This is a genomic window from Mycobacterium sp. P7213 (assembly GCF_900604305.1).
GTDB lineage: Bacteria > Actinomycetota > Actinomycetes > Mycobacteriales > Mycobacteriaceae > Mycobacterium.
Map to the genome: position 1 here is coordinate 12,984 of NZ_UWOA01000006.1, position 12,421 is coordinate 25,404.

6 protein-coding genes are annotated in these 12,421 nt (G+C 68.6%); 5 read left to right on the forward strand and 1 reads right to left on the reverse strand.

Translation table 11 applies throughout. The features are described 5' to 3' along the window. The first annotated feature begins 7 nt into the window (after positions 1-7). Together EJK91_RS03530 and EJK91_RS03535 are read left to right on the forward strand one after the other, a co-directional pair. The gene (locus tag EJK91_RS03530; protein ID WP_024443074.1) at positions 8-493 is read left to right on the forward strand and encodes an SRPBCC family protein; all 486 of its coding nucleotides are present in this window, start codon (positions 8-10) and stop codon (positions 491-493) included. A 104-nt stretch (positions 494-597) separates the two neighbouring features. Then, positions 598-1,977, forward strand: coding sequence for an acyl-CoA dehydrogenase family protein (locus EJK91_RS03535; RefSeq protein ID WP_125078266.1), 1,380 nt, complete (start codon positions 598-600; stop codon positions 1,975-1,977). Positions 1,978-1,990: 13 nt separating this feature from the next. On the opposite strand, the gene EJK91_RS03540 is transcribed toward EJK91_RS03535, so the two are convergent. Continuing rightward, positions 1,991-3,490, reverse strand: a complete 1,500-nt coding sequence (locus tag EJK91_RS03540; protein ID WP_024443071.1) for a bifunctional phosphatase PAP2/diacylglycerol kinase family protein — start codon at positions 3,488-3,490, stop codon at positions 1,991-1,993. 197 nt (positions 3,491-3,687) lie between these two features. Between EJK91_RS03540 and EJK91_RS03545 the strand changes: the two genes are divergently transcribed. The 3 genes from EJK91_RS03545 (at position 3,688) to EJK91_RS03555 (ending at position 12,413) form a co-directional block, all read left to right on the forward strand. Then, a complete protein-coding gene (locus tag EJK91_RS03545; protein WP_239651172.1) occupies positions 3,688-5,340 on the forward strand; it encodes a PfaD family polyunsaturated fatty acid/polyketide biosynthesis protein in 1,653 nt (550 codons plus the stop codon). Positions 5,341-5,595: 255 nt separating this feature from the next. Next, positions 5,596-9,330, forward strand: a complete 3,735-nt coding sequence (locus EJK91_RS03550; RefSeq protein ID WP_125078267.1) for a type I polyketide synthase — start codon at positions 5,596-5,598, stop codon at positions 9,328-9,330. Then, entirely contained in the window at positions 9,252-12,413 is a 3,162-nt protein-coding gene (locus EJK91_RS03555; RefSeq protein ID WP_125078268.1) for an SDR family NAD(P)-dependent oxidoreductase, read from the forward strand. Before EJK91_RS03550 ends, EJK91_RS03555 begins: the two co-directional genes overlap by 79 nt. The last annotated feature ends 8 nt before the right edge of the window (positions 12,414-12,421 follow it).

A 12,421-nucleotide genomic window follows, 5' to 3' on the forward strand; every position in this document is an offset into this window, starting at 1 on the left:
CCGCACCATGCCTGTGATCGACGTGCAACACGACATCAACGCCTTGACCTTGACCATCACCGCCGACTTCGCCGCGCCGGTGCAACGAATCTGGCAGATCTACGCCGACCCACGCCAGCTGGAAAAGGTCTGGGGTCCACCGACATTCCCCGCGACCGTGGTCGACCACGACCTCACCCCCGGCGGACGCACGAACTACTTCATGACCGGTCCCGACGGTGAGAAGTACGCCGGCTACTGGCAGATCATCGCCGTCGACGAGCCGCGGAGCTTCACCTTCGACGACGGCTTCGCCGATCTGGACTTCAACCCGGATCCCGGGATGCCGACCTCCAGGAACGTCTACACCTTCGTCGAGCACGACGGTGGAACCCGCGCGACGTATACGAGCACATTCGCGTCAGCCGAGGACCTACAGAAGGTGCTGGACATGGGTGTCGTCGAAGGTTCCACATCGGCGCTGAACCAGATCGACGCCCTGGTCGCGTCCTGAATCACGGCCTCGGAGCCGGCCGACGCGTTTGATCCGGCGCAGGTGCGGCAATTCCAGGTGTTCGTGCGGCTGCAGCGGGCCGCAAGGACGGCAAGGATCCCGCCATGGCCTTCGACCTCACGCCGACCACGGCGCAGCACGACCTGGCCCGTCGCGCCCATCAGTTCGCCGAATCAGTCATCCGGCCGGTCGCACTCGACTATGACCAGCGTCAAGACTTTCCGTGGCCGGTGCTCGAAGAGGCTGCCGCGCAGGGCTTCTACAGCCCGCTGTTCTACCGTGACCTGATCGGCGACTCGACGGGGTTGTCGTTGCCGATGTTCATGGAAGAGCTGTTCTGGGGCTGCGCCGGAATCGGGCTGGCGATCGTGATGCCGGCGCTGGCCCTGTCGGCGATCGGGCAGGCCGCCACTGCCGAACAGATGCTGCAATGGGCGCCGGAATGCTTCGGCACGCCAGGAGATCTCAAACTCGCGGCGCTGGCGATATCGGAGCCGGAAGGTGGTAGCGACGTTCGCAACCTGCGCACCACCGCCCGCCGCGACGGCGACGACTGGATCATCGACGGCCACAAGATGTGGATCGGCAACGGCGGTATCGCGAACGTGCACGTGGTCAACGCCGTCGTCGACCCGGACCTGGGCCACCGCGGCCAGGCATTGTTCATCGTGCCGGGTGGCACGCCCGGGCTGGAATTGGTCCGCAAACTCGACAAGCTGGGATGCCGGGCTTCCCACACGGCCGAACTGCGTTTCGACCACGTCCGTATCCCGTCGGAGAACCTGCTCGGCGGCGCGGAAAAACTCGAGCACAAACTCGCCAAGGCCCGTGAAATCCTTGCCGGAGCGACGCCCTCGGGCTCCGCGACCCTGGGGACCTTCGAGCAGACCCGGCCGATGGTCGCCGCGCAGGCCATCGGCATCGCCCGTGCCGCACTGGAGTACGCGACCGACTACGCCACCCGCCGGGAGGCCTTCGGCGGCCCGATCATCGACAACCAGGGCATCGCGTTTCCACTGGCCGAGCTGGCCACGACGATCGACGCGGCACGGTTGCTGACCTGGCGGGCGTCCTGGATGGCGGCCAACGGAATCGGATTCAGCCGCGGCGAGGGGTCGATGGCCAAGCTGGCCGCGAGCGAGGTCGCTGTCCGTGCTACCGAGCGGGCTATCCAAACCCTGGGCGGCTGGGGCTACATCACCGACCATCCGGTGGAGAAGTGGTACCGAGACGCCAAGCTGTACACCATCTTCGAAGGCACCAGCGAGATCCAGCGGATGGTGATCGCACAGGCGTTGGGCGCCGCCGTCGGCGCGCCGCCGCTGCACGTCGAGATCGAGCCGTCCGGCGGACCGTTGAACCGGATGTTCGGTCGCGGCACCCCGCTGCGCACCCGGGCCGCCGCCGGCGCGCTGGCGATGCAGGACCGCATCCCCGCACCGGTGCTGCGCGTCGCGATGAAGGTTCTGCGTCCGCCCAGATGAGCAGCCGGTGTCGTTACCGCGAGCCCGAAGGCATGGGCCGAAACACCTGTAACGCGCGATAGCACGCGGTGAATTCGGCTTCGGCGCAGGCGGTGTCGACCTCGCCGTCGTGGGCGATCGGCACCGGTCCGTCGACTGCGGTGAACTGGAACTGCGGAACTCGCAACTCGTGGTAGAGCCGACTGCGTTGCAGCCGTCCGGTCAACAGCGCCGCTAGGATTCGCAGCGTGGACAACGGTCGGCCGGTTTCCAGGATCCGCACATCCAACAGCCCGTCGTCCATCCGGTGTCGTACGGCCGGCGCGAAGCCGTCGGGCTGATACGCCGAGTTGCCGAGGAAGAACAGCGACGTCTGCAGGGTCTTGTTGTCGTAGCAGATGCGCACCGGCCGTTCACGACGCAGGGTCATCAGCATGGCGTAGGCACTGGCGACGGGCTTGCCGAGCTTGCCCTGCAACCTTTCTCGGCGTCGGACGAACGTCGGGTAGGCACCGATGCTTGCCGTGTTGATCACGGTGGTGTCGTCGTTGAATCGCACCACGTCCACCCGCGACAAGCTGCCGTCGGCAATAGCCCGGATGGTCTTTGCGGTGCTGTCGCAGCCGATGTCCTTGGCGAAGTGGTTCAGCGTGCCGCCGGGAAACACCGCCAGCGGCAGGTCGCGTTCCAACGCCACGTGTGCTGCGGTCGCGACCGAGCCGTCGCCGCCGGCGATCGCGAGTACCTCGGCCGAATCGGCGGCGCGGCGCAATGATTCGGCCAAGTCGTCGTCGGGGCAGACTTCGACGACGGTGATGGCCGGCAGGGCTTCGCGCACCTGCGCGGCGACCTCTCCCGCGCGCCCGGCGCCGGACTCGGGATTGACCACCAAGGTCACGCCGTTGCCGTCGGGACGCGCGGGGGAGGGGACTCGCAGAGCCGCGGTGTGCGGCGCGGGCGGGGAGGCTATCGGCGGCACCAGCTTTGCCCCGACCACCGCGATCGACGCACCGATGCCCAGTCCCGCGAGTACGTCCCCGGGATAGTGGACGCCGGTGGCGATCCGGGACAGGCCGACCAAACCGGCCAGCCCCGCGACAGGCAGTCCCAGCAGCGGGTTCTCCAGGCCGACCCCGGCCGCGAAGGCCGCCGCACTCGCGGAGTGCCCGGATGGCAGCGAGTTGGACAGCGGGAGCCGGCGGGCGCGGCGCAGCAGGGGCACCAGCAGGATGTTGGGGCGCGCCCGTGGTCGGATCCGTTTGACCACTTGGTTGGTCACCAGGCTGGTCAGTGCGAGGCTGGCCACTCCGCGTGCGGCGGCGCGCTGGGTCGCCGGGCCGCCCGTGGCGGCCATGGCGGCGGCCAGCGCCAGCCACAGTTTGGAATGGTCGGCGGCGCGGGTCAGCACCGGCATGGTCGTGTCGAGCAGGCGGCTGGGCGATTGTGCGATCGCCTCGAACACCTCGGCGTCGAGGTCGGCTAGGCCTTCGGTGACCTGACGCAGCCCGGAACGGCGGCGCGGCAGGGGCGCCATCGGTAGTTGACCCACGGCAAAGATTCCTCCGTCCAGCGGCGCCACCGCCGGCGCCGAATGGCTCTCCTATACCCGTTTGACGGTGGGGAGACTCCCCGCCACCACGGTCCATGAGAAACTCTCATCGTTTTCTCCGGTTCGTGCGCAGGCCCCTCGGCGCGAGCGCTCACAGCACCGGTGATCGAGAGGAACCGACTGTGAACGAGCGACCTGGCGCAGTACTGGAGCAGCAAAGCGGAGTGGGCGCCGACCCGGGCCTGGGGTGGCGGGCCACCACCGCACCGGCCGCTTTCGCCCCGGACGACATCGCCGACATCATCGGCCACGTACGCCACCCCGTTCATGTGGTGCGCGAAGCGGCCACCGGGATGCTGGGCGTGGCCCTGGGCGGCGCGGTGGTCGGCGCCGGGGAATCGGACTTGTCCCTGGTGGGGACCCTGCCCGCGATCTACCCCGAGTGGCTCGGTGACCGCGAATTCTGCGAGGCGCACGGCGTCCGCTTCCCCTATGTCACCGGGGCGATGGCCAACGGCATCGCGACGCCGGCATTGGTGATCGCGATGGCCGAGGCCGGAATGATGGGCTTCTTCGGTGCGGGCGGACTCTCCTACGAGGCGGTCGAGCGGGGGCTGGACGAGATTCAGACCGCGTTGGCCGGCCGGCCCGGGCTCGCCTGGGGAGCCAACCTGATCCACTCGCCCAATGAGGTCTCCCTCGAGACGCGCGTCGCCGAGTTGTTCATCGCGCGCGGCGTCCCCGTCGTCGAGGCTTCGGCGTTTATGAAGCTGACCCCCGCGGTGGTGCACTACGCACTGTCGGGACTGGACACCGATCCGGCCGGCAACATCATGCGCCGCAACCATGTGATGGCCAAGGTGTCGCGGCCCGAGGTGGCGCGGATGTTCATGGAGCCGGCGCCGGCGGCGTTGGTGTCCGGCTTGGTGGCCGCGGGAAAGTTGACCCAGCGCGAAGCCGAGTTGTCTCGGTATGTGCCGGTGGCCGAGGACATCACCGTCGAGTCCGACAGTGGCGGGCACACCGATAACCGCCCGCTGCCGGCGCTTTTCTCCGAAATCGTCATGCTGCGCGATTCGCTGGCTCAGCAGCACCAGCTGAACTGCCGGGTGCGGGTGGGTGCGGCGGGCGGCCTCGGCGCACCGCAGGCCGTCGCCGGCGCCTTCGCGATGGGTGCGGCCTACGTACTGACCGGTACGGTCAACCAGGCCTGCGTGGAGTCGGGGCTTTCAGCGCCCGGTCGCGCCATGCTCGCCAAGGCCGGCATCGCCGACGTGATGATGGCGCCCGCCTCCGACATGTTCGAAATGGGCGTCAACCTGCAGGTGCTCAAACGGGGAACGATGTTCGCCCCGCGCGGCAAGAAGCTCTACGAGTGGTACGCGGGCAACCCCGACCTGGCCAGCGTGGTCGCCAAGCACGGCCCCGAGCTGGAGAAGATCCTGGGCACCACCGTCGCCGAGGTGTGGGCGGACACCCAGCGGTACTGGCAACAGCGCGACCCGGCCGTTCTCGAACTCGCCTCCAGGGACCCCAAGTACCAGATGGCACTGGTGTTCCGGTGGTACCTGGGGCAGTCGAGCCGGTGGGCTATCAGCGGCATCCCCGAGCGCGTGCTGGACTACCAGATCTGGTGCGGCCCGGCGATGGGCGCGTTCAACAGCTGGGTGGCGGGCAGCCACCTGGAGCTGTGTGAGAACCGCCAGGCTGTCCAGGTGGCGCTTAACTTGCTCGAAGGTGCCGCCCACGTAACCCGCGCCAGCGCGGCCCGCTCCTGCGGGGTGCCGGTGCCGGCCAGAGCATTCGCCTACAGCCCGCGGCCGCTGGCGGTCTGACGCTGCCGTCAAATACGCTGGAAAGGGATGTTCGAGCTGTTCAGTGGCTCACCGGCATAACATTTCGGCGGACGACTGTAATGCATGGGGCAGTCTGGGGCGGACATCTTCGATGTGTGATGACTGCAACACTCTGATATGGTCCCGGCAACACTCGGCCGAAAATGAATCAAAATTCTTACCTATAACCCATGTCATTGACGGCAAAACTTAGGTATTCAATGCTTTTTGTCAAGGTCGCTCTTAAGGAGACCCGTGGTAGCCAAACATCCACCTGTCGCAGTAGTCGGCGTCAGCGCGCTGTTTCCCGGGTCTGAAGAAGCCGAGCGGTTCTGGCGCAACATCGTCGAGGGCGCGGACCTGTTCTCCGACGTGCCGGAGTCGCACTGGCGGATCGACGACTATTTCGACGCAGATCCTCACACGCCCGACAAGGTATACGCCCGTCGCGGCGGGTTCCTGCCCCCCGTGGACTTCTCGCCGATGGATTTCGGCATTCCGCCGAACGTGCTGCCCGCGACCGACACCGCTCAGTTGCTGGCGCTGCGGGTCGCGCAGCAAGTGCTGGAGGACTACGCCGGCGGCGACATCTCCAGCATCGACCGGGAACGGGTCAGCGTGGTGCTGGGCTCCTCCGGCGGCACCGAGATGTCCGGCTACATGAGCGGTCGCCTGCATCGGCCGATCTGGGAACGAGGCCTGCGCGCCGCAGGCCTCTCCGACAACGAGCTGACCGCGTTCAGCGAGCGCGTCGCCTCGAGCTACACCCCGTGGCAGGAGAACACCTTCCCGGGTCTGCTCGGCAACGTCATCGCCGGACGCATCGCCAACCGCTTCGACCTTGGCGGAACGAACTGCGTTGTCGACGCCGCATGCGCCAGTTCGCTGGCCGCGATCGAGATCGCGCTGCACGAGCTGTACCTGCGTGAGGCCGACATGGTGATCGCGGGGGGCGTCGACGCCTTCAACGACATCTTCATGTTCATGTGCTTCGCCAAGGTGACCGCGTTGTCGCGCACCGGCGACTGCCGCCCGTTCTCCGACCAGTCGGACGGCACGATGCTCGGCGAGGGGCTGTCCATGCTGGCGCTCAAGCGCCTCGACGACGCGGAGCGCGACGGCGACCGGATCTACGCCGTGATCCGCGGCATCGGTACCTCCTCGGATGGCCGGGCCAAGAGCATCTACGCACCCAGCCCGGATGGTCAGGCCAAGGCCCTGCGTCGCGCGTACGAGGCCGCCGGCTACGGGCCGGAGACGGTCGGCCTCGTCGAAGCCCATGGAACCGGCACCAAAGCCGGCGACGTCGCCGAGTTCACCGCCCTGCGCCGGGTGTTCGACGAGTCAGGCCGGGCCGACCGTCAATGGTGCGCCGTCGGCTCGGTCAAGTCCCAGGTCGGGCACACCAAGGGCGCGGCCGGAGCCTGCGGCCTGTTCAAGACCGTGATGGCGCTCCACCACAAGGTCCTCCCGCCGACCATCAAGATCGACCGGCCCAACCCCGGGCTCGAGATCGAATCGTCGCCCTTCTACCTGTCGACGCAGACCAAGCCGTGGATCGCCGACCAGAACGTGCCGCGCCGCGCGTCGGTCAGCGCGTTCGGCTTCGGCGGTACGAACTTCCACATCACGCTCGAGGAGTACGCCGGCGCCGGGAAGCATGCACCGCGCTACCGCTCCTGGGACTCCGAGCTGGTGGTCCTCGGTGCGGAATCCGCGGCCGCGCTGGCCGCTCAGGCTGGGGAGCTGGCCGCCTCGCTGGTCGACTCACCGGACATGCTGGGCTACCTCGCGCACAGCACGCAATCGGCGTACGACGCCAGCCGCCCGCACCGCCTCGCCGTCGTCGCCAACAGTGTCGAAGCCCTGCGCACGATGCTCGGGGAAGCCGCTGCGAAGCTTCAAACCCCCAGCGGTGACACGTCGTTCAGCTCACCCAAGGGCTACTACTACTCCTGCCGGCCAGCCGGACCGGTCGCGCTGCTGTTCCCCGGGCAGGGCAGCCAGTACGTCGGGATGGGTGCCGACCTCCCGCAACTCTATGAACCCGCTTTGGCGCCTTGGGAACTCGCGCGTGCCGACCTACTCAACGCCGACCGCGACCTGCACGAGGTCGTCTGGCCCAAGACGGCGTTCAGTGAGGAAGACCGCGCGGCTCAGGCCGCCGAGCTGACCAGGACCGAGTGGGCGCAGCCGGGCATCGGTGCGCACAGCCTGAGCCTGCTGTCGGTCGTGCGCTCGCTGGGCATCGCGCCGGTCGCCGTCGGTGGGCACAGCTTCGGCGAGGTCAGCGCGCTGTGCGCCGCAGGGGTGATCAGCGACGACGTCGCGTTGCTCATCGCCCGCGCGCGTGGTGCGCTGATGGCCCAGGCCGCCGCCAGCAGTGACGGAGCGATGTGCGCCGTGACCGCCCCCGCCGAGCAGGTCGGCAGGCTGCTTGGCGAGTGGGGCCTGTCGGTGGTCATTGCTAACCACAACGCCCCCAACCAGGTTGTGCTCTCGGGCGACAGTGCGGCGATCGCCGACGCCGCGCAGCGGTTCAGCGCTGCGGGTATGAATGCGCGACTCCTCGATGTCGCCACCGCCTTCCACTCCGAGATTGTCAGTTCGGCAGCGGCTCCGTTCGCCTCGTATCTGGCGGGCATTCCGTTCGGCGTGCCGCAGGTGCCCGTCTACGCCAACGCAACGGCTCAGCCGTACGTCGGCAGCGCCGAGCAGATGCAGGCCACGCTGGCTAACCAGATCGCGCAACCCGTGCGGTTCGTCGAGCAGGTTCAGGCGATGTGGTCGGCCGGCGCCCGGACTTTTGTCGAGGTCGGGCCCGGCAGCGTGCTCTCCAACCTGGTCGGCAAGTGCCTGACCGGCCAGGACCACGTCGCGGTCTCCCTCGATGCCAAGGGCAGGAATGGGATTCGGTCGCTGTGGATGGGTCTGGCCCAGCTGGTGGCCGCCGGCGTTCCGATGAACTTCGAAGCCCTGTGGGCCGACTACCGCCACGGTGACGACCCGCGAGCCCGTCCGGCGCCCAAGCTGACGATGAAGCTCAGCGGCACCAACTTCGGCCGTCCAGACCTCAACGACGAGCCGCTACAGCGGCCCGCTGAAGAATTTGAGACATCCACCCCCCGCAGTGACCACAACGGCCACGCGACCGTATCGGAGCCCACAATGACAGCAGCTCATCCAAACGTTCCCGCGACGAACGGGTCGCCGGCGCACGTCCCGGCGCACGTCCCGGTGCCGGTTCAGCCCGCCGCCGTCCCGGTGGTGACATCGCCACTGATGTCGGGTCCCGGCGCCGAGATGGTGACGCACATGGTCGGTGCGCTGGGCAGCATGCAGCAGACCATCGCCCACCTGCAGGGCCTGCTGCAGACCCTGGTCTCCAGCACCGGGATGACGCCGATGCCGGTCACCCAGTTGGCCTTTCCCGCCGCAACCACGGTGGTGCCGGCTCAGCCCGTAGCCTCGTATGGCGTGGCGGCCACTCCGGCTCCGCCGGTGGCCCCGCCGCCAGCGCCGGCCATGCCCGCGCCGCCTGCGGCTCCGCCGGCCATGCCCGCGCCGCCTGCGGCTCCGCCGGCCCCGGTCAGCGCCCCGCCCGCGCCGGTACCCGCAGCCCCGACGCCGGTGGCCGCTCCTGCTGCTGTCGCGACGATGCCCGCGCCGCCCGCGCCGGCTCCTGTTGCTGCCGCTCCGGTTGCGGTGGCTGTAGCGCCCGCGCCGGCCGCGCCCGCGCCGGCCGCTGCGGTAGCCGTTGCGCCGGCCCCGGCCCCGGCCCCGGCCGCGGCGGGGGTGGATCTGGTGGGGGACATGTTGGCGGTGGTCGCCGACAAGACCGGTTATCCGGTGGAGATGCTGGATCTGTCGATGGCGCTTGAGGCGGATCTGGGATCGACTCGATCAAGCGGGTGGAGATTCTGTCGGCGGTGCAGGATCGGGTTCCGTCGTTGCCTGAGGTGGAGACGGCGACGATGGCGGCGTTGGTGACGTTGCAGGAGATCGTCGACTACCTGCAGTCGTTGATGGGCCCGGCGGCTGCGCCTGCTGCGCCCGCTGCGCCTGCTGCGCCCGCGCCGGCGCCGGCCCCGGTAGCTGCCGCACCGGCCGCCGCGCCGGCTCCGGCCGCGGCGGGGGTGGATCTGGTGGGGGACATGTTGGCGGTGGTCGCCGACAAGACCGGTTATCCGGTGGAGATGCTGGATCTGTCGATGGCGCTTGAGGCGGATCTGGGGATCGACTCGATCAAGCGGGTGGAGATTCTGTCGGCGGTGCAGGATCGGGTTCCGTCGTTGCCTGAGGTGGAGACGGCGACGATGGCGGCGTTGGTGACGTTGCAGGAGATCGTCGACTACCTGCAGTCGTTGATGGGCCCGGCGACTGCGCCTGCTGCGGCGACTGCGCCTGCTGCGGCCGCGCCCGCGCCGGCCCCGGTAGCTGCCGCACCGGCCGCCGCGCCGGCTCCGGCCGCGGCGGGGGTGGATCTGGTGGGGGACATGTTGGCGGTGGTCGCCGACAAGACCGGTTATCCGGTGGAGATGCTGGATCTGTCGATGGCGCTTGAGGCGGATCTGGGGATCGACTCGATCAAGCGGGTGGAGATCTTGTCGGCGGTGCAGGATCGGGTTCCGTCGTTGCCTGAGGTGGAGACGGCGACGATGGCGGCGTTGGTGACGTTGCAGGAGATCGTCGACTACCTGCAGTCATTGATAGGTTCACCACCACCGGATCTGGTGGCGCCCAACGGATTGCCGGCAGGTGATCGCGCCCCTTTTGAGTTAACCGGAGCGGAGGTGGCGCGCTACGCGGTACGCGCCACCGCCGCTCCGGTGAGCGGGATGGGGATGCCCGGTCTGTATGCCGCCAGGACCGTCGAGATCGTGACGGCCGAGGCAGTCCAGGACGGGCTGACTGAAACGGCCGAGGCCCTGGCCGCAATTCTGCGCACACACGGCATTCGCGCGGCGATCGTGGCCCGACCCAGTGCCGACGCCGAGGCGATCATCCATCTCGGCGGCCTGCGGCAAATCGCCACTCGTGACGAGGCGCTTGCCGTCAACCGGGTGCTCTTCGCCGACGCGCAGTCCGTCGCAGCCCAATTCGCGGAACATGGTGGCGTCTTCGTCACCGTTCAAGACACCGGCGGCACCTTCGGTCTGCTCACCGACCCCGGCCTGCGGGCCTGGTCGGGCGGGATCGGTGCGCTGGCCAAAACTGCTGCGCAGGAATGGACCAGTGCGCAGGTCAAGGCGATCGATATCGCCGTCGGACATCGTTCCCCGCTGGTCGTCGCCGAGCAGATCGCCGACGAAGTCCTAGCCGGCGGGGTGGAGCTCGAAGTGGGCCTCGGTAGTCCACACGGGCGAACCACGGTCGTCGCGGACGAGCAGCAGGTGAGCACCCGCACGCACCGCATCGGCCGGCAGGACGTCATTGTGGTCTCGGGTGGCGCCCGCGGGGTGACCGCCGGTTCGGTGATCGCCCTGGCGCAGCAGACCCAGGCGGCGTTCGTGTTGATCGGGCGCACCGAACTCAGCGACGAACCGCCGGAAGCCCAGGGCTTGACCACCGATGCGGAGCTCAAGCGGGCGCTGCTTGCCAGCGCTGCGGCGCAAGGACTCAAGGTCACACCCAAGCAGTTGGAGCAACAGGCGCAGCGCATCCTGGCCGACCGCGAGGTGCGGGCCACTCTGGCCGCGCTGACCGCGGCCGGTTCCCGCGTCCGCTACGCCGCTGCCGACGTCCGTGACGCCGCGCAGCTGAGCGCGCTGCTGGACAGTGTGCGAAGCGAATTCGGTCCCATCACCGGCCTGGTGCACGGTGCCGGCGTGCTCGCCGATGCGCCGCTGCACAAGAAGACCCTCGACGGGTTCGACCGGGTCTTCGAGACCAAGGTCGGCGGCGCGTGCGCGCTGCTGGATGCCACAGCCAACGATGCGCTCAAGGTGATCTGCCTCTTCTCGTCGGTGGCCGCGCGCAGCGGAAACGTCGGCCAAAGCGACTACGCCATGGCCAATGAAATCCTCAACAAGGTGGCCTTGGCGGAGCAGGCCCGGCGCGGACCGTCCTGTCTGGTGCGGGCACTGGGTTGGGGCCCTTGGGATTCCGGCATGGTGACCCCGGGCCTCAAGGCGATGTTCGAGTCCCGCGGCATCTCGCTGATCCCACTCGCCGACGGCGCGCGCGCGTTTGTCGCCGACGTCCTCGACGGCGAGAGCGGAAGCTCCGAGGTGACTCTCGGCGACGGCGTACTGGCAGGGCTGCCCACGCATCCGATCCCGCCGGAAGGCAGGGTCGCGCGGGTGCTCGCCCACGTGACGCAGCAGCCCTACCTGCTCGACCACCGGGTCCAGGGCAATGTCGTGTTGCCCGTGGTGCAGGCGCTCGAATGGTTCATCCGGATGGCTGAGGCATGCCGGCCCGGCCACCACGTGGATCGGGTGCTCGACCTCAAGGTGCTGCGTGGTGTGACGCTCTACGAGTTCGAAAGGCACGGCAATCCCCTGATCGTGCGGTGTGTGCCCGTCGACGATCGGCCCGAACTGCTGACCGTGACGCTCTCCGACATCGAGGGCTCGACCGTGTACTACTCGGCCAAACTCGAGATGCGTTCGGGTGCACCGGTGGTCCCGGGCGCCCCGGCCCCGGCGTCGGACGGTCGCAGGATCGACCGCGAAGCCTGCTACACCGGTGGGGCACTGTTCCACGGAGCCGCATTCCGGGTGCTCGACGGCATGGACTGCGCCGAGACCACCGCGACGGCGTATCTGTCCGGATTGACGTCCGTGGGCTGGGCGGGGGAGGGCTGGGCGACCGACCCGGCCGCCGTCGACGGATGCCTGCAGGCGGCACTGGTCTGGAGCTACGAACTGCTCGGCCGCAATGTCCTTCCGCTGCGGGTGGGCGAGATCGTCCGCTACCGGTCCGGCGCGCTGGGTGCCGGCCTGCGATGCGTGCTCACCGGTGGGGACGCCAAGACCAGCCGTGCCGTCTGCGATCTTGACCTGGTCGACGCCGACAACCAGCTGGTGATCAGTCTCAAACGACTCGAGTTGTATCCCTACGGCGGCTGAATCGACGG

Coding starts and splice junctions, on each gene's coding strand:
- EJK91_RS03530 (WP_024443074.1), top strand. CDS start 8: ATGCCTGTGATCGACGTGCAACACGACATCAACGCCTTGACCTTGACC.
- EJK91_RS03540 (WP_024443071.1), bottom strand. CDS start 3,490: ATGGCGCCCCTGCCGCGCCGCCGTTCCGGGCTGCGTCAGGTCACCGAA.
- EJK91_RS03535 (WP_125078266.1), top strand. CDS start 598: ATGGCCTTCGACCTCACGCCGACCACGGCGCAGCACGACCTGGCCCGT.